The 19,628-nt window shown below is 51.6% G+C and carries 9 protein-coding genes; 4 read left to right on the forward strand and 5 right to left on the reverse strand.

The window, feature by feature from the left end:
- Nucleotides 1–9: 9 nt before the first annotated feature.
- The 3 genes from rplN to CWC22_RS18510 form a co-directional block, all read right to left on the reverse strand.
- Nucleotides 10–378, reverse strand: coding sequence for a 50S ribosomal protein L14 (gene rplN, locus CWC22_RS18500; RefSeq protein ID WP_010386947.1), 369 nt, complete (start codon nt 376–378; stop codon nt 10–12).
- Nucleotides 379–688: 310 nt separating this feature from the next.
- Nucleotides 689–1,522, reverse strand: a complete 834-nt coding sequence (locus tag CWC22_RS18505; RefSeq protein ID WP_138537695.1) for a polysaccharide deacetylase family protein — start codon at nt 1,520–1,522, stop codon at nt 689–691.
- A gap of 177 nt (nt 1,523–1,699) precedes the next feature.
- Nucleotides 1,700–3,649: an AsmA family protein gene (locus CWC22_RS18510; protein WP_138537696.1), complete on the reverse strand. Its 1,950-nt coding sequence runs from the start codon at nt 3,647–3,649 to the stop codon at nt 1,700–1,702.
- A gap of 210 nt (nt 3,650–3,859) precedes the next feature.
- On the opposite strand from CWC22_RS18510, the gene CWC22_RS18515 reads away from it, so the two are divergent.
- Together CWC22_RS18515 and CWC22_RS18520 are read left to right on the forward strand one after the other, a co-directional pair.
- Nucleotides 3,860–5,026, forward strand: a complete 1,167-nt coding sequence (locus CWC22_RS18515) for a hypothetical protein (protein WP_138537697.1) — start codon at nt 3,860–3,862, stop codon at nt 5,024–5,026.
- A gap of 240 nt (nt 5,027–5,266) precedes the next feature.
- Complete coding sequence (locus tag CWC22_RS18520; protein WP_138537698.1) at nt 5,267–5,953, forward strand: TorF family putative porin; 687 nt, start codon at nt 5,267–5,269, stop codon at nt 5,951–5,953.
- An 18-nt stretch (nt 5,954–5,971) separates the two neighbouring features.
- Here the strand turns inward: CWC22_RS18520 and CWC22_RS18525 are convergent, their stop codons facing one another.
- Together CWC22_RS18525 and purT are read right to left on the reverse strand one after the other, a co-directional pair.
- Nucleotides 5,972–6,859, reverse strand: a complete 888-nt coding sequence (locus CWC22_RS18525) for an aldo/keto reductase (protein ID WP_138537699.1) — start codon at nt 6,857–6,859, stop codon at nt 5,972–5,974.
- Nucleotides 6,856–8,043 (reverse strand): formate-dependent phosphoribosylglycinamide formyltransferase, encoded by a 1,188-nt coding sequence (gene purT, locus CWC22_RS18530; RefSeq protein ID WP_138537700.1) that lies wholly within the window; start codon nt 8,041–8,043, stop codon nt 6,856–6,858. The genes CWC22_RS18525 and purT overlap by 4 nt, the downstream gene beginning before the upstream one ends.
- Before the next feature lie 186 nt (nt 8,044–8,229).
- Here purT and CWC22_RS18535 point away from each other — a divergent pair, with 186 nt between their 5' ends.
- Nucleotides 8,230–13,239, forward strand: a complete 5,010-nt coding sequence (locus CWC22_RS18535) for a non-ribosomal peptide synthetase (RefSeq protein WP_138537701.1) — start codon at nt 8,230–8,232, stop codon at nt 13,237–13,239.
- Nucleotide 13,240: 1 nt separating this feature from the next.
- Nucleotides 13,241–19,627, forward strand: coding sequence for a non-ribosomal peptide synthetase (locus CWC22_RS18540; RefSeq protein ID WP_138537702.1), 6,387 nt, complete (start codon nt 13,241–13,243; stop codon nt 19,625–19,627).
- Nucleotide 19,628: the final 1 nt, after the last annotated feature.

Genomic DNA, 19,628 nt, shown 5'->3' on the forward strand with positions numbered 1-19,628 from the left:
ATCGACTCCTTATAGTACTTCTGGTGCTAGTGAAACGATCTTCATGAACTTTTCGTTACGTAGTTCACGAGTCACAGGGCCGAAGATACGAGTTCCGATCGGCTGTAGGCTATCGTTAAGGATAACAGCAGCATTACTGTCGAAACGGATCAAAGAACCGTCTGGACGACGAACGCCTTTTTTGGTGCGCACAACTACTGCGTTTTTAACATCACCTTTCTTCACTTTACCGCGAGGAATCGCTTCTTTAACAGAAACTTTAATGATGTCGCCAACCGCTGCGTAGCGACGGTGCGAACCACCTAAGACTTTAATACACTGCACTTTGCGAGCGCCGCTGTTATCAGCAACGTCCAGCTGAGTTTGCATTTGGATCATCTTGATGAGCTCCGGTGTAATATACAACACGCCTAGATTTTGTTTAAAACCCAAGCATTTAGATTAATTTCCACTCAAATTACGAACGTGTCGTGCTTCAAGGGCGGGCAATTGTAACAGCAAAGCAGCGCTAAAGATAGTTCAATTTTTAATTAATTTGAGCAGGCTGCTGTGCTGAACTTGCTGTAAAACAGGGATATGGGGACAAACCAAATCTTCACAAGTCACACTGCCAAACTAATTATGCAAAACAATTACAAAGGCTATCTACATAACTTCTTATCTGCGAACAAAAAATAGACTAATCAGGTTATTTGCGATGCATTTTTATGTAACTGGCCACCTTTTCGACAGTGTCTACCCAATAACCGTTTTCAGGTGTATTTAAATATTGAATTAATTGTGACAGCACCCTTGCATCGACACTGTAACGGCCGTTTTCGCCCACCTCGTGTCCAGCCAGGATAATCCATTTGTTGTTTTCCCGCAGCGCTTCAAGGGTTGCTTTTAGCTCCTCAAAGGTCAGTCCATCCATTCTTATCCCGGTGAGTTGAGCGAAATCGGTATAAACGGGGTTGTTTGCAGTTTCATCCAGCCAGGTGCGGCCAGTCTCAAAATGCCGGTCAATCAGCGGGACGTAGCTTTTAACCTGTGCGCCCCGGCCAACAAAGGTATTACCACATGGGTAGGCAAAGCTTTTAGGCTCAACACCCAGCTGGGTTTTCAGATACTGGTTGGTGGTTAGAATATCCTGTTCCAGCCAGGCAAGATTAACCTGCTCCAGCCCCTTATCCTGTGCTCTCAGCCAGTCGAAGTTACCGGTGCACAAATGAGACAACGTGTGATTGCCCAGCTCATGACCCATTTTTACCACCTTGCGCCAGTCCTTAAGGCGTGCCCCCACCGGTTCTGGCATCACGTAGAAAGTCGCTTTGATCCCGTGTTGTTCGAGAATAGGGATGCCCACGTCAAGTTGACTCTTTCGGGCATCATCAAAAGTCAGACTAACCGCATTGCGTGCGCCCTGCGGGTATTGGAAAGTCGTCATATGCGATTGTTCAGTCGCACTGTGTGTGTCTGCCAGGACGCACGCATGGCTCAGCATACCGCATAGCAGGGTAAGAAGTTGTCGTTTATTTATCATATGTCACTCCGGGTAAATGGTTCAGGGTCTTGGCGAGGAGGATATGAGTGTGACAAAGCCACGTATACTTCGGGACTTAAGGTTTTCTGAAGGATGCTTATGAAAGTGTTAAGGTTATGAATTACGAGCATAATACACCGGGCAGCAAGGCCCGATGTATTACCTGATTGACCGAGACTATCCGCCAAAAAAGCCCTTTAACTTATCTTTGAGCTTCTCTTTAACCGCGTCTTTGGCTTTGTCTTTGGCCGCGCCACTTAAATCCAACTTAGTCTCCACTTGATGGAATGGCCCCTTAATTCTGACCGGGATTTTAAAGCCAGTGCTGTCATCCTGGCTCTGCTGGCCTTCAATGGTATCTACAATGCCGGTCACGACCCGATAGTTGACGTACGTTTTGGGCAGATCGACTTCCCCTTCTCCGGTGATGCGAATTAATGGACTTGCCAGATTCAGGTCGCGGTTACGACCAACCCCGTTAAGGAACTGGAAGCTTCCGGTCAGCGCAGAGAAATCTGTTTTCTGATCCGGGTCAAAATCGGCGTTCACCCCCTCAGAAACCGAAGAGAAATTCCCTTTGAGCATTTCTTTTCCTTTGCGCACCATCTCCGCTAGGTTTGCTCCTTTGACACCCCCATCTTTAAACTCAAACGCCAGTTCGCCAGCCAGTGCCGAAACAAATTGCTTCTGACTGACACCTCGGGTCTCGAGGTCCCAGTTCAGGCTTCCCTTACCCAATACCTTGTCAAACCCTATTGCATCGGTCAAAAGCGGCTCGGCATTAATACCATTCAGGGCAAAATTGGTGGTCACCTGATAAGGCTTAGACGCGGCATTAACATGCACAACCCCTTTGCCCTGTCCTTCATAGGCAGCAAACTTATCCATCGACAATTTTGCTTTGCCTTTGTTGAGCTGGACTGAGAACTGATTAGCACCCAGTTTAATTTCTCTGGCACGTAAACCACTGGAGCGGATCACGACATTGGCATCCAGCATATTCAACGCCGACAGATCAATTTCACTGTCATCCCAGACAATCGGCTGTGGTTCACCCGGTGCGCTTTTGGGCTGCTCAGGTGCCTCAACCGGCTCTGGTAAATACGGGTTGAGGTCCAGCATCCCTAAATCCACATCCGCATTCACACTCAGGCGTTCGCCTAGTGTGATCTCACTGCGTCCCTGAATGTCCAGCTTGTCCAGTTTGGCTTTTAAAGACTGCAGTGCAAATACGTTACTGGCAAAACGCATTTCTCCGGCTACTTCAAACTGATTAAACGCTTGAGGCTTCGCTTTCAGGTCAACCTTTTGCCACTGGGCAATGTCTTTCACTGAATCGCCAGATAATGTCAGTGCCCCGCCGAACACTTTGCCCTGCTCAGTGATCTGGCCATCAAAGGTCAGATTCACCAGACGCGACTCCAACGCTTGAGAAAAGCTAAAGTCTTTACTTTCTATGGCTTTCGCGGGTGTATCAACCGTCATATTGAGCGCAAACGTTTCACCCTGAAAAGCCACCTTGCCATTTAACTCCAGCGCCTTATACAACGAGGGGAGTGTAATCGTCAGTGCCAGGTCTGAAATCGCGTGCCGCGCACCTGATGTGGCATCGGCGTAAATCAGCTCTCCCCCATAAATAGCAACCTCACCCAGCGCAATATCGAATCCTGTTGGCAGTACCACAGGACCCGACGCGCTCGGAGCCTGTTCTGCTGGCGCATCTGATGCGGTTCCTTTGCCTAACGCCATGACCCAGTTGGCCTGACCTGCAGCGTTCTTTTCAAGCAGAATTTTTGGGTTGCGGATCACAAACTGCTCTAACTGGAACTCCCCTGAAAACAGAGAAACCCAGGGAATGTGCACAGCCAACTGGTCCATCGTCAGCATATGTGGCTGACTGCCCCCAGGCATGTTCTCAAAGCGAACATCGTTGAGGACAATATTCAGGCGCGGCAGAATACTGAGCTCACTGTCGCCTGCAATGTCGAGCTTACGCCCGGTATTTGCTTCGACCTGTTGCTCCAGCTGCGCAATAATGGTCGAGGTCGGGATCAGCATAGGGGCGACCACAACAGCAATCACCAACACAAGTATCAGTGCGCCGACCAATTTGAGCACGCGTTTCATATCTCTTCCTTTATAAATCATCTATGACTCATTCTATGATAGCGATTTGGTTGATAAATTCACCTTCACCCCGGAAGATTTTTCAATCCGCCATATCTCGCATTGCACTTGTTGGAGATCCCGGTATGATCCACGCCCTTGTCAGTTTTACCGACCTTTCGCTAAACTGAATAGTCTGAATTAACCCTCTAGTTGGAGAACCGCTGCGACATGAAGAAGCTGCTCATTTCACCGTCGAATATGGCTTTGGGCGAACAAGAAAGTCAGATTTACCAGAACATCCTGAAACAGGCGACCGAGATCAGTCTCAACCTGATGGCCGTTAAGGTTGAAAATCATCCAGAAGACTTTCTGGGATGGTGCTATGAGCTATTGGATGTAGCTAAGAACCGCATTAATTTTGAGCTGCTGGACGATCATCAGTTGCCTATTGTGAAAAAACTTCAGGACATGCTGATCAGCGCTATCAGCTTTTTGCAGCTAAAAACACTGCGTATTGCGCCCTGGCCGATGATCTGCGAATTCATTCGTCAGCGAGAATCAGAGCTGGCACTGACAGAACAGCTCAAGCTCATTGACTACCTGGCTGCGTTACGTGCTACGCCGTTGCAGGATATGATCAACGAAGACCGCCTAGCATTCAGTGGTAAACATGCTGCCAGCCTGGATACCGGTGTATATCAATTCGATGTGGAGTGGTTTGCCTCAACCAAAAGTGCCAAAGGATTCCATCAACTCCTGGCTGACTTGCCCGGTGAGTTTGATACGGCACTGGCTCATATTCCGCTCGAAGGCGAAGTCACTCAGCAGCACTATCAGGAGTTTGTACTGGCTTACCTGATGGCATTCGGTCACAGCGACGAAAAACCGACTCTGGCGCCTGCCACTCGCCTGCTTGCGATGCGCCGCCCGGATGTATTTACTCCGCTGGTTAACAGCAAACTGGACGCCCTGTGTCAGGCGCTCGGCATTGCTAAGCTAACAAACCGAGATTTCGAACGTTACTGGCAGGATATTGTCGTGACCATTAATAAGATGCCTTGGTTTGCAACGGGCAATGCTGCAGACGAGTTTGAAGCCAGGTTGCGCGCCATTAAAGCCTTATTGCCATGCTTCTTTTTCTATGCGGACAAAGACACGCCACAAAGCTCCAACTACTATAAGCTGTTAAATAAGCCAAAACGGACAAGTTCTGGCAGCACCACCAGAACCACCCGCCGCAGCAAAGAGTCAGCAGAGACCTTAGTCGATCGGGCTCTGAGTGACGACAGCATTCCTGAACATATTCGTGCCAAGCGCGACTCTATCATCGCTGAAGTAGAAAAAGGCCGTAGCGTCGACGAAACCATTTCACTAATGCGTGCAATTTTCGGGTAACCGAACAATTTGTCCCTATGATCAGGTAGTTATAATCTGCCTGATCATTGTGCAACGACGAACAAAAATGCACCAGCGGCGTGCATCCAACCTTTTCCCCCTTATCTAAGCACGCTGCCTGCTTGAAAATATATTCATTTAAATCAAGACAGTAAATTGGAACTTCGTCTTTTCTTCAAGGCTGGCTTAGCCATTGCAACCTCCCGGGCGACAACCACTTTGTGCTCCAGAGGACTCTACATGAACAATAAATACTCATTAATCTGTGCAATCTCACTGCTACTCGCTCACCCACTGGCATTGGCCGATACGTCAGCTTCCGTTAGCGCCAATGTGGCCGCCAGCTCCAATTATTTCTGGCGCGGGATCACCCAATCGGATGATGGTGCCACCGTCTCTGGCGGGCTGGACTATGACAGCGGGAAAGGATTTTATCTTGGTGCCTGGGCGTCCAACGTGGACTTTGGCGATACAGCCAGTACCAGCTATGAGCTGGATCTCTACGCGGGCTTCAGCGGCGAATTCAAACAGCTCAGTTATGATCTGGGTTACATTCATTATGCCTATCCGGATGCAGCTGGCGACATCGACTTTGGTGAACTCTTTGCCTCGGTTGGCTGGCAGTATTTCACTGTCAAACTCAGTCACCTGACCACTGCACAGAGCGACTCAAGCACGGAAGAGGATATGCTATATCTGGAACTCAACGCAGCGTTTGCGGTGTTTTCTGAATCTGAATTGGGCTTACACCTCGGCCGTTCAAGTGGCGATACTGTTATGGAATGGACGGGTGAGGATGACAGCTACATGGATTATGGCGTCAGTCTGAGCACGGGCGGACTCACGCTGGGACTGGTGAAGACAGACCTTGATGCCGATGATGACATCAAGGCGTATGTGAGTTATGCGCTGGACTTTACACTCTAAGTCCGGCGATCTAACTCATTAAGGTACACTATGACCGGTCGATGCCTGCCAGATGCGATACCATTGCTCACGGGATAACGTCAACGTACGTGCCGCCACAGCGGTGCGCACTCGTTCGATGTTGCCGGTACCCAGCACCACGGACGGTTTGCTTGGGTGCATCAGCAACCAGGCATAGATCACCGCATCAATGCCGCTGGCCCCAACTTCCTCAGCCACTTCACTCAGGCACTCACGCAATCGCAGCGCTTTGGCGTCTGCCTCGGCAAATATACGTCCGCCTGCCAACGGTGACCACAGCATAGGATGTATACGCAACTGCTGACACTGGTCTAAAGTACCATCATCCAGTGCTTTCATTTCATAAGGTGAAAACTCGATCTGATTGGTCACAAGCTCAAAATCGAGACGAGACTGCAACAGGCTCAGCTGAGAAGGCGTAAAATTCGACACCCCAAAATGCAATACATCACCATTTTGTTTGAGCCGGGTAAACGCCTCAGCCACTTCATCGGCATCCATCAGATAATCCGGGCGGTGGATCAACAAGGTATCAATGCGATCGGTGCCAAAATGCTGCAAAGACTGCTGCACTGAGGTGATAATGTGGGCCTGACTTGAGTCATAGTGATTCGCCTTACCCGCAAGCCCTTTGCTGGCAAGCGCAGGTCGAATACCGCATTTGGTGATGATGCTGATCTGATCCCGAACCGACGGCTGCAACGCCAGTGCACGGCCAAAAGCCGCTTCACATTCATACTGGCCGTAAATGTCAGCATGATCGGTATCTCGTACACCCAGCTCTGTCAGTTGCTTTACAAAATCCAGAGTCTGGGCTGGGCCTTGCTGCCAGTCCAGTAAACGCCAGAACCCGGCGACCAGATCGCCCATTACCTTGTTTGTCATAAAATCGTGCCTATAGTTGAACTTACTCTTTTTGCTTTCTCTACAGCCAGATCACAACTTGCATCGCGCGCCAGCGCCACACCCATCCGACGTTGACCCACCACCTCAGGTTTGCCAAATAAACGCAGGTCGGTATTTGTTTCACTCAACGCTTCGGCAACCTGAGTGAAGCTAAGCTGCTGTGATGTACCGTTGACCAGTATAACACTGGATGCCGAGGGGCCGTGACAATGAATGTTGGGAATTGGCAAGCCCAGGATCGCCCGCACATGTAAGGCAAATTCACTGAGGTCCTGAGAGATCAGGGTCACCATGCCAGTATCATGAGGCCGCGGTGAGACTTCGCTAAAATACACATCATCGTTTTTGATAAACAGTTCGACCCCAAACAGCCCGCGTCCGCCGAGTGCTTCTGTGATCTGCTCTGCCATCGCTTTGGCTCGCGACAATGCCAACTCAGACATTACCTGTGGTTGCCAGCTTTGCTGATAATCTCCACCTTCCTGCACATGCCCAATCGGCTCACAGAAACTGGTGCCATCAATATGGCGAATTGTCAGCAGGGTAATTTCGTAGTCAAAATCAACAAACCCCTCCACAATCACCCTGCCCTGACCTGCGCGCCCACCTTGTTGCGCATAGGTCCAGGCGGCTTCCAGATCAGCCTCACTACGCACCACACTTTGCCCTTTGCCCGAGGAGCTCATAATAGGTTTAATAACACAGGGCATGCCAATCTCGGCAACAGCATGGACAAACTCCTGCTGTGTGTCGACAAATCGATACGGCGAAGTTGCCAGACCCAGTTCTTCGGCTGCAAGACGACGGATCCCTTCCCGGTTCATAGTGAGCTGTGTCGCTTTTGCAGAAGGCACCACAGTAAACCCCTGTTGCTCGAGCGCCACTAATGTATCGGTCGCAATTGCTTCGATCTCTGGCACAATATAGTCTGGTTGCTCCTGCTCAATAATTGCAGCCAGTTGATTACCGTCCAGCATAGATAAAGTGTAACTGCGATCAGCCACTTGCATCGCTGGCGCATTGTCATACCTATCTAACACCACCACTTCTGCGCCCAGACGTTTGAACTCAATCACCACCTCTTTACCCAGCTCTCCGCCACCACATAACAGCACCTTACACGCAGTCGCACTAAATGGCGTGCCCAATTGCTTAATTTTCATGATTTATTCCTAAGTAACGATGAATATCAAAAGTGACCGACAAAATAACACAAATTGCAATACCGCCAGCATAAAAAAAAGCGCCAAAATATCCAAAAAAAAACAATAAAGACACAATTTGTACACAGTTGGTGTACATAATTCACACGCAACCAAGTTGAACATGTTAGCGAAGGACTAGAAGACGTGAACACGAAGCATTTTTCAGACCGTGGTATGCCACCACTGGCGAAGACTCTCTCACAAGTTTATGGCAAATATGCGAATCGAACTGCGCTTATTTATGAAAATAATCATATCAGCTATCAGGAATTAGCACAGCGGGTTACTTTCCTTGCTGGGCACATTCGTCTGCAACTGTGTGAACAGGCAGAAACAGCCCCTTCTTCTCAATACATTGCACTTTATCACGAGCGCGGCATTGATATGGTTGTCAGTATGCTGGCAGCTGCGCATTGCGGGCTTGGCTATATTCCCATTTCTACCGATGCACCGGCGCAACGGACCCAGTTTATTTTACAAGATAGCCAGCCAGCTTTGATCCTAACCCACAGTCACCTCAGTAAGGTTGACGCCATTGCGGATCGTCCGCAGCTGTGCGTGGACACCCTCTGCCCCCGTGAGGCACTCGACACAGCCCCCGCACAAACGCAAGACGCGATAGGGTACGTGATTTATACCTCAGGAACAACCGGGCAACCCAAAGGCGTGCAGATCCCGGCGCAAAATATTTTACACCTCGCCGACACCCATATTGACGCGTTCAACACGCCACAGTATCAGCGCGCCTTGCTATTTGCCTCCTACATTTTTGATGCCAGCGTATTCGAACTGTTCGTCCATTTATTACTAGGCCAAAGCGTGTATATTGCCAGCGAGCACGAGCGTAAAGATGCGCAAGCCTTGAGCACACTGGTACAGCAAAATAACATCGAGTTTGCCTCTATTCCGCCTGCACTGCTGGCATTAATTCCACCGCAACAACTCAGCGCACTCAAATGCCTGATCGTGGCCGGTGAGACACCCAACGTAGCCATGCTCGAAGCTTACAGCCAGGTCACCGCGATCTATAATGGGTATGGCCCGACAGAAAACACCGTTGCAACCAGCTTGCATCGCTTTTCACCACAAGACAGTGAGCTGAATATTGGCCAGCCGCTCAATGATACGCGCTTATATGTGCTGGATCCCCAGCTTAATCGCTGTCCACAAGGTGAGGTCGGTGAATTATATATTAGTAGCCCGCGCCTGGCACTCGGGTATCTCAACCGTGATGAGCTGACCCAAAGTCGCTTTATCGCCAACCCGTTTTATGACCCCCAGTCCGATGCCAGCGGTTTCAGCCGCTTATATAAAACAGGCGACTTAGCCTCCTTTGATGGTCAGGAGTACCATTTTGCCGGCCGTGACGATGGTCAGGTCAAGCTACGCGGTTTTCGTATCGAGCTCGAGGAAATCGAACAAACCATCGCCACTTTAGACACAGTCAAACTGGTCAGTTGCGTTATCAAACAACAGGGCAATCGTCGCTTACTCGCCGCCTATGTCGTGACACAGCACGATGAAGCAACTCAGACTCAGGACATCGCCAACCACCTTAGCCGCACTCTGCCAGATTATATGCAGCCCGACCTGATCGTTCTGCTCAGTCAGCTGCCGATGACAGAAAATGGCAAAACGGACAAACGCGCACTGGCGGCATTACCTATTGAAGTTGAACACACCCATCAGGATGCTCAGTTATCGCATACGCAGCACGCCTTTTTGACCCTGATGCAGGGCTATTGCCCGGCAGAGCTACACTGGCACAGTGATTACTTTGAACAAGGTGGTGACTCCATCTCTGCTATCCGTATCGCCAATGAAGTTCAGCAACAGCTTAAATTGCATCTGGATACCCAGCTGATTTACCGCTTGCGTACCCCGGCACAGATCTGGCAGGCGTTACTAACTCACAACGCCCGTCCGCCCGTCGACATTGCTCCGCGCGCAGCACACCATCAACACACGGCGCCGCTGTCTGCACAACAAAGTGGGTTGTGGTTTTTAGCACGCCAGGCACCCGATAATCTCGCCTATCACTCGGTCAGCCGCCTGACGCTGAGCGGTGTGCTCGACCCGGCGGTACTACAAGGTGCACTCAGTACGTTAGTTCAGCGCCACGAAATTTATCGAACGTCATTTGACCTGCACGAGCCGCTTCAGCATATCCACCCGCATTGTGTCCCTGAACTGCCAGTCTTAGATTACAGCGTTCTGAGTGAACAGGACGCCCAAGCGAAGATCACCCAGCATTTGGCCCGGCTTAATGCCCCATTCAAGCTAGACAGCCTGCCACTGGCACGCTGGACACTAGTTAAACTGGATACTGAAAAACACGTCTTGCTGCAAGTAGAGCACCATTTGATCCATGACGGCTGGTCAGCCAATCAGTTTGCAACACAATTACTGGCCCTGTATGCCCAGCTCAACAATGGCGAATCTCTTGCCACAATGCCCGATGTCATCCAATATGCCGACTATGCCTGCCACCAGGCGCAGTGGCTGGACAGCGAGCAGGCACAGCAGCAACGTTTGTACTGGCAGACTCAGTTACAATCCGCTTCGCCGCGTATCAATTTACCTGTTTCACAGCTGGCACAAGATGTGCCCGTCAGCGCCGATACCTTTCGTCTTGAACTACCCAGACGTGTCTGGCAACAGCTTAAGCAATTTTGTCAGCGCAATCAGATAACCCCCTTTTCGGCTACGTTGGCCACATTATATGTCGTACTGTCGCGCTTCAGTGGAGATGAGGATATCTGTATTGGTTCAGCCATGGCCAATCGCAATCACCCTCAGCTTGAAACCACCATGGGTATGCTGGTGAATACGGTGGTACACCGCTTACAAAGTGATCCGCAGACCACCATCAATGAACTTATCCAGCAGAGCTTTGAGGTATGCGCAGAAGCACAAGCGAACCAGGCTTTACCCTTCCCAGCGCTGGTTGATGCACTCAATGTGCCACGTATTCCCGGCGTAAACCCGCTGTTTCAGGTATGTTTTACCTTCCAGGACACGCCACTGCCCGCAACCCCCCAGGATACATTCAAGGACATTCAACTTGATCAGGGGGCACCAGCACAGGATGCTAAATTCGAGCTGAATATTGCGATGCTGGACATGCACAGTCAGGATCCGGACCGCCCAGTCGTCATGCAATGGGAATATGACCGCAGTCGCTATGATCTTTGGTTTATTGAGTCTATGGCCAACAATTTTGCTCACCTGTTAGCGCAACTGGTGACATGCACGTCTCCATCCGCACTGTCTCAACCTTTGGCTGCACTGGCACCCGCGGCAACGCAGCCTGAACCGCTCACTACTCCGTTGCACTCCAGTGAAAGTCTGATTGCCTTATTCGAGCAACAGGCACAGCGCCAACCCGGCAATACCGCCTTGTTCACCTCAACAGGCTCCATGAGTTACGATCAGCTGACGCGTCGTGCGAACCGGCTGGCACACTGGTTGATGGCCCAAAATGTGGCCGGTCAGTTTGTCGGACTATATTTACCGCCGGGCCCGGATACCCTGGTTGCGATTCTCGGCGTACTAAAAGCGGGGGCTGCCTATGTGCCGCTGTCTACACGTGCGCCCGTCAGTCGTAATGGCTTTATTCTCGAGGATGCTCAGGTACAGGTCGTTATCAGCTATCGTGAACTCATTGATGACCTGAATACACCGCAGCTGACTCCCCTTTTCCTTGAGGATGAGGCAACCCTGCTCAGCTATCCGGACACATCGCCCACCAGCTCCATCACAGGCGTAGATCCAGCCTATGTCATCTATACCTCTGGCACCACAGGCAAGCCCAAAGGCGTGGTTCAGACCCATGGCAATGTCGCCCGTTTGCTAAGCGCAGCCGAACAGCATTTTAGCTTTTCAACACAAGATACCTGGGTGCTATACCACGACTATATCTTTGATTTCAGTGTCTGGGAGATCTGGGGCGCACTGGCCTATGGTGGCAAGCTGTTTATTCCGGACTATCTGGAGATCCGCGACAGTATGCAATTTGTCGAGCAATGTCAGCAATTTGGCGTCACCGTACTCAACCAGACGCCCAGTGCGTTTTATACTTTTGCCGACATCGCCAGCACCGCTCAGATGCCGCTCAACACATTGCGCTATGTCATTTTTGGCGGTGAGCAACTGAACTATAGCAAGCTGGCGCCCTGGTGGCAGCAATATGGTGACCGCATCACTTTGGTCAATATGTATGGTATCACCGAGACCACAGTACACGTCACCGCGCTGACTCTGAGCGCTACTATGCCACGTCACATTGCCGACATCGGTCAGCCGCTTGCCGACATGCAGGCGCTGGTGCTGGATGAGCAACATCGCCCTGTCCCTGTAGGTTGCCCGGGTGAGCTCTATATCACCGGCGCAGGCCTGGCAGCGGGTTACCTGAACCGTGATACGCTAAGCGCAGAGCGCTTCTTTACCCTGACCCTGAGCGAGCGTGAATGTCGGGTGTATCGCACCGGTGACAAAGCACGCCAGCTCCCAACCGGACATCTGGAATATCTGGGTAGGCTGGACGATCAGGTCAAGATCCGGGGTCACCGGATAGAGCTGGGTGAGATAGAAGCGCAGTTACTGACCTTCGGCGAAATTTCAAAAGCCTGCGTACTGACTTATGACAATCAGGGGCAAACAGCACTGGTGGGATACATAGTTCCTGCCGTGCATACCAGTGAGTGCGAAGCGCTGCGTCAACGCCTGGCTACACGTCTGCCTAATTATATGATCCCGGACCAGCTGATTGCGCTGGACGCATTTCCGCTCACCGTCAATGGCAAACTGGATAAAAAAGCATTGCCGGCGCCCAGCCTGACCAGTCAGAGTAACTATGTCGCCCCTCAGACACCATTACAACGGCAGCTTTGCCAGCTCTGGCAACAGATCCTGGGGGTGAGTCAGGTGGGGATCCAGGATGACTTTTTCCAGCTAGGTGGGAACTCTATTCTGGCAGTCAAGCTGGTACGCGAAGCGCAGGAGTCTATGCAGCTGGCTATGCCGCTATCAGCCCTGCTGAATTACCCAAATATTGCCACACTGGCTGAGCACCTGAGCAGCACTCAGGTAAATACCATCGTTCGTTCACAGCGTGCAACACAGACCAGCGCAAAGCAGGTCATGGAGCTTTAATATGTTATCTTTTGTTCAAAAACTACATGCGCAAGGCTTGCGGGTCTGGCTGGGTGACAACAATTCGCTGGCACTGGGATATGAGGAAACCGTCGCAGCAGAATTGATTGCCGAGTTAAAAGCCAACAAGCCTTGCTTGCTGGCTTTGCTTGAAGAGCATCAGATACACTCGGAGCAGGCCTTTTTAAACTGGTCTGTGTTGCAGCTGTCTTCATTGTCGAATGCCCAGGCAAGACTCTTATTTGTTGACCGAATGCAGCCACAGCGCTGTGCCTATCATATTCCGATGCTGGTTGAGCACACGCATCCCCTTGATATTGCAGCACTGGATAACGCGATTCAATCCTTGACGGTGCGTCATCCGATCTTAAACAGCCAGATTGTAGAGCATGACGACCTGCTCTATTGCCAGCCTCGTAGCACGATATGGCGCTCAGAGCAGCATGAATGCGCAGATCACCAGACACTCAAAGCAGAGGTGAAAGCTCAGGTGCTGACACCGTTTGATCTAACTCAGGACGCCCCCATGCGAGTGGTGCATTATCACTGTGCATCAACCACTTACACGTTGTTTTTATGGCATCACATTGCCTTTGACGGCTGGTCAATGCAGCTGTTTTTTGCTGAGCTGGGCCAGGCCCTGGGTGATCCCTTGTGGGCTGTGCAACAAACGTCACCCTTATCGTACTTTGACTACGCGGCCTGGCACCGAGATCTGGACCAACAAAAAGCCCATGATTACTGGCAAACATACTTAAAAGGCGCGCTGCCAACCCGGCTGCCAAAGACGCTGAGTGAGCCGCTGAGTACACCACTGACACGCGGCAGCAACCTATACTTCACTCTGCCCGACTCACTCGGCACGCAGATCCGTCAGCTGGCCAGCAACCTCAGTGCAACGCCATTTAGTGTGTTGCTCAGTGCCTATTATTACACTCTGATGCTCTTCACCAATCAGAATGATGTGCTGCTTGGCGTTCCATCTGACAACCGGGATCATCCTCAGACGCAGGATATTATTGGTTTTTTTGTCAACACCCTGGCCTTGCGGGCACAACTGGATAAACAAGCCAGCTTCGCGCAACTGGTCTCGCAGGTGAAAGAAAACCTGCATCAGGCCAAGCAACATCAAGATCTGCCATTTGACGAAGTGGTTCAATATTTTGCCCAGGACGACCGCGAGCAAAGTGCGCTGCAAATCATGTTCAGTGTGCAAAAGCTGGCCAGTCAGCTCGACCCCGCGCTGTCATTGCCCTTTGCGCTCAGCCCGCTACTCAGTGATGAAGAATTGTATCAGCCTATTAAGGTTGACCTGTTGCTGGCATTGGATGACAGCGAAGAGATTATCTCAGGTCAGATTGATTACAACCCAAACCGCTTCAGTCATGCTTACATTGATGCCTTTCGTCAGACCTTTATTCACTTGCTTGAATCCTGTGTGGCCGCGCCCCACCAGCCTTTGCAGTCACACAGTTATGTACCTGAGGCACAATCCATAAGCAACGTATTGAGTGCTGAAAAGCCGGTGTATGAGCACCTGTATGAACGCTTTATCGAGCAAGCAGAAAAGACCCCGGATGCCACAGCACTTATCTACCAGGAACAAACGGTGAGCTATCGAGCATTGGCTCGGGAAGTCAGGATATTGGCCACTCATCTGCGCGCTCAGATTGCCCATCATGACGACCCCAAAGTCGCGCTGATGTTTGTCCGTGGCCCACAGATGGTCACCGCTATTCTAGCCACCCTCGCTGCTGGCGCAGCATATGTGCCCCTGAGCCCGACCCAAGCCAGTAGCCGTAATCAGTTTATTCTCAGCGACTGTGGCGCGGCGTTGCTACTGACACTTCCCCACCTGGCCACACAGGCACAGCAATTGGCGCAGCCGAGTGCCTTGCCTGTGGTCACAACAGAGGCACTGCTAACAGGCCCGGCGGATGATGCGTTACCGCAAGGCTGTACTGAGCAACTTGCCTATGTCATTTACACCTCAGGCAGTACCGGACAACCCAAGGGCGTCATGGTTGAGCATGGCCACGTTGACGCGCTGGTGCATAGTATCTCAGAGGTCTATCAATTCGACGCTGACGAGCGGACCTATTGGTTACCACCTTACTTTTTTGATGCCTCGGTCGAACCCCTATTTATGACTCTGCTCAATGGCGCCTGCCTGATCATTCCCAGCGAACGCAGCTGTAACGACCCGCTGGCAATGCGAGAAGAAATTCTCGACCGGGAAGTCACCCACCTGGTAGCGTCGCCATCGCATTTACAGACCATAGGTCACTGCGGTAAGGCCAGCGCCATCCGGCGTGTGATTTTTGGTGGAGAGTCTTGTAGTCAAAGTCTGATCGATACCTGGCAGCAGCGCTTGTTCAGTGAATATGGCCCCACAGAAGCCACGGTAACAGCAACAGTCCATACCCAGTTTGCCCAACAGCAAAACCTCAAAGCCATTGGCAAGCCCCTCAGCCATGTCACCATCGACATCGTCGATGACACCTTAAGTGCGCTGCCAGTGGGCTGTCCTGGTGAGATACTCATTTGGGGCCACAGTATTGCCCGCGGCTATCTCAATCTGCCAGAACAAACCGAAGCACGTTTTATCACCACCGCGGCCGGACGTGCCTACCGCACTGGTGATATGGCGCGTCGTCTGCCTTGTGGCAACCTCGAATTTATGGGCCGTAATGATGCGCAGGTCAAACTCCGGGGATATCGAATCGAGCTCAACGAAATTGAAGCCGTGCTGCTAAAACATGGCGACATTGAACAAGCCTGTGTGAAAGTACAGACACTGGCTCAGGGACCTGCACTGGTTGCGTATCTCGGCACCAACAGCACCCTAACGCTCGAGCAGTTATTACCCTGGCTGAGTGAGCGCCTACCAGACTATATGCACCCGGCGGCAATACAATGTAGTGCGACCTTACCTCTGCTGCCATCTGGTAAAGTCGATGCCCGAGCCCTCACGCCACTGGACGTCAGCATCAGCACCACCTATGTCGCGCCGCAAAGCCCGCTGGAAAAAGATCTGTGTGCACTGTGGGCTGAGCATCTGGGAGTGGAGCAAGTGGGGATGTATGACAGCTTTTTTGCTCTGGGTGGCAATTCACTCAGTGCGATGACGCTGGTTGCCAAAATGCAGCGTACCTTATCACTGCCGGTCACACTCAAAGCACTGTTTACCCATAAGACACCCGCTGCGCTGCTGGCTAACCTGGATTCTCAACATAATATTGAGCCAATCCCCGTGCTCACTGATCCTACTGTGCGCGTCGCCGTCACCCCGCAACAGCAGGCCATGTTACTAAGTGAGCGCCTTGCCACCACCGCCGGTGCCTATCATATCCCACTCATGCTGGGTTGCGACTCCCTCGCTCATCAGCAGGCCCTGATGGAGGGGGTACAACAGGTGATCAGCCGACATTTGGTGTTACAACAAGGCTACGAACAGGATGAGCAAGGGCACTGGTACATTAGCCAAACTCGCTATCCCATCCCCTGTCAGGTACTGGCTGTGAGCGGCAATGATGACAGAGGGTTGCAGGAATTTGTCAATGCACCGTTTGCACTGGACACTTCTGCTCCGGTGAAAGTGGCACAGTTACGCGTTGGGCCTTTGCCTAGCTACAGACTGCTACTGGTGTTTCATCATATCGCCTTTGACGGCTGGTCAGTCGAACGCTTTATTCATGAGCTGGATCAGCAAATGGCTGGCAAAGTTATCACGCCTCCAGCACTGACCTATCGGGATTACGCGCACTGGCGCAGTCAACAAGATGAAAGCACTGAGCTGGCTTACTGGCAGCAGGCGTTTGCCGGTATAGACCTGACTCCCTGGGAAAGCGACTTTAGCCGCAGTGCCAGTTATGATCCGCAAGGCCGGGCGCTGACCTTCACATTACCCGATATCCTGACCCAGTCATTACGCACTCTGGCACAACAACAGGGCGTAAGTCTGTATGCGACACTGCTTAGCAGTTTTCAGCTCGCTGCTTGCTTCTGGGCTGACCGGGATGACATTGTCATTGGCACCCCCAGCGACAACCGCGCCCATCCGGATAGTCATGAGCTGATGGGCTACTTTGTTAATACCCTGGCGCTGCCTCTGCGCTTGGACAGCACGCTCAGCTTTACCGCACTCATGACACAAGTGCAGGGACAGGTTCATGAAGCCAAAAGTCATCAGGGTGTGTCAGCGGATGTATTGGCAGACGCACTGAACGTTGAACGACAAAGTGGCTTATCGCCGCTCTTCCAGCTGTTCTTCACTCTGGACCAGTTCAATCCAATGGATCAGGCATTTAATGGCTTTGAAGTGATCCAGGAAAACCCAGAGGATTACGCCTATACCCCGGCCAAGTTTGAATGGAATATGGTCTTTAAAGACGACGGCACTCAGCTGCAAGGGCAGTTCACCTATGCCACGACCCGCTTTGATGCTACTCGTTGCGAGCAATTCCTGACATTCTACCAGGTACTGTTAGAGAACCTGGTGAGTGCACCGGAACGCGCGGTGCGCGACTGTCCACTACTGAGTGACATACAGTTTCAGGCACTCGTTGCCCAACAGGCTCAGCAGTACAGTGAATCACAGACAAACTGGTTAGCCTGCTTTGCACAAGCCTGCCAACGTGCACCACACAACATCGCCCTGTCATTTGAAGACCAGCAACTGAGTTATGCTGAGCTGGATAGCTTGTCGTCACAACTGGCAGCTACACTGCATCAGCGCCTGGGTACACCGGGTGTTGAGCCAGCCCATGTCGCGCTGCATTTTCACAAAGGCTGCGATATGATCATCGCCATGCTGGCCACACTCAAGGCAGGTGCGGCATTCGTCGCGCTATCGCCTAACCACCCACAATCCCGGCGCGAAACCCTGTTGGAGCAGGCACAGTGTGCACTGCTACTCAGTGATGATGCATTAAGCTGGTCAACGGTGCCCACTTTGCTGTATCACTGGCGTGACTGGCCAGAAACGCAATCCGACTCTTATTGTATCGACTTTAACCACAACGCTGATCGCCTCGCTTATCTCATTTATACCTCAGGTACTACTGGCACACCTAAAGGGGCCATGCTCAGCCATCGCGGCTTGATAAATCTCTCAGAACATATGATGTACAGCCACCGCTTAATTGGTCGATCACGTCAGGTGATTGCCAGCCAGTATGCAGAATACGTCTTCGATGCGTCCATCATAGAGATATTTCCTGCGCTTGCTGCGGGCGCGAGACTCGAGATCATGCCTGAGGCGATCCGTCGTGACGTGCCCAGATTATGTGATTTCCTGCGTCGTCAGCAGGTCGATGTCGCGTTCGTGCCCACCGTACTGGTCAATCAATTTCCGGATCTGCTGGCGGCGTGCGAGTTAGACGTCCTGTTTGTCGGCGGCGCGCCACTGAATCCGGTACACATACCGCTGGCAAAAACCTTGTACAACGAATACGGACTCAGTGAAACCAGTGTCTGTATCAGCCAGGCCGAGGTGCTCCCGCAGCAGCCTGTCACCATAGGACGCGCTATTCGTAATAGCCGTTTGTATGTACTGGATAAATATCAGCGACCTGTGCCACCAGGTGGTTGTGGCGAGCTGCACAGTGCAGGAAGTAGTACCGGACTGGGGTATTGGCAAAATGCCGATAAAACAGCAGCGCACTTCTTCGAACTCACACTACATCACGGCTCACAACGCCTCCATGAGCAGGTGTATCGGACTGGTGACTTAGTACGCCGCGTAGATAAAGACACCCTGCAGTTTGTAGCACGTACCGATCAGCAGCTGGAGATTAATGGCTATCGCATAGAGCCGGGCGAGATTGAAGCTAAACTGCTGGCGCATCCCGATATAGCTCAGGCCGTCGTCTGTCAGGTGCAAGGTCATGCACAACAACTGATCGCTTACTGTGTGTTGAATCAGGATGACACCGTACAAGTGGCAGAGTCACAGTCTCGCACCTTGCTCAACTGGCTGAACGCACAGCTGCCCCCTTATATGCGACCAAAACACCTACTGTTTGTGAGTCACTTCCCGCTGACCTTAAATGGCAAGCTGGATCTGAAACAACTGCCACAACCTGAACTGAATCAGCTTCAGGTCGAACAACGGGCACCACAAACCCAAACAGAACAAACCGTGCTCGAACTCTGCCAGCGACTGCTTGGCGTGTCTGAGTTGAACATCAATCATGACTTTTTCGAACTGGGTGGCTCTTCCGTACAAGCCGCCCGGTTAATCGCCGAGTGCGAAAAAGCATTTGTGGTCAGTATTGAACTGGCCACCCTACTGACGCATCCGGTACTGGCCGAATTTGCTGCCGCCGTAGATCGGCTTCTGGCTGAACAAGCCATCCCTGACGCCGAATTTGAAATGGAATTATAAT

Origin of the sequence: Pseudoalteromonas rubra (genome assembly GCF_005886805.2) — a bacterium.
GTDB classification, from domain to species: domain Bacteria; phylum Pseudomonadota; class Gammaproteobacteria; order Enterobacterales; family Alteromonadaceae; genus Pseudoalteromonas; species Pseudoalteromonas rubra_D.

Coding starts and splice junctions, on each gene's coding strand:
- rplN (WP_010386947.1), bottom strand. CDS start 378: ATGATCCAAATGCAAACTCAGCTGGACGTTGCTGATAACAGCGGCGCT.
- CWC22_RS18505 (WP_138537695.1), bottom strand. CDS start 1,522: ATGATAAATAAACGACAACTTCTTACCCTGCTATGCGGTATGCTGAGC.
- CWC22_RS18510 (WP_138537696.1), bottom strand. CDS start 3,649: ATGAAACGCGTGCTCAAATTGGTCGGCGCACTGATACTTGTGTTGGTG.
- CWC22_RS18515 (WP_138537697.1), top strand. CDS start 3,860: ATGAAGAAGCTGCTCATTTCACCGTCGAATATGGCTTTGGGCGAACAA.
- CWC22_RS18520 (WP_138537698.1), top strand. CDS start 5,267: ATGAACAATAAATACTCATTAATCTGTGCAATCTCACTGCTACTCGCT.
- CWC22_RS18525 (WP_138537699.1), bottom strand. CDS start 6,859: ATGACAAACAAGGTAATGGGCGATCTGGTCGCCGGGTTCTGGCGTTTA.
- purT (WP_138537700.1), bottom strand. CDS start 8,043: ATGAAAATTAAGCAATTGGGCACGCCATTTAGTGCGACTGCGTGTAAG.
- CWC22_RS18540 (WP_138537702.1), top strand. CDS start 13,241: ATGTTATCTTTTGTTCAAAAACTACATGCGCAAGGCTTGCGGGTCTGG.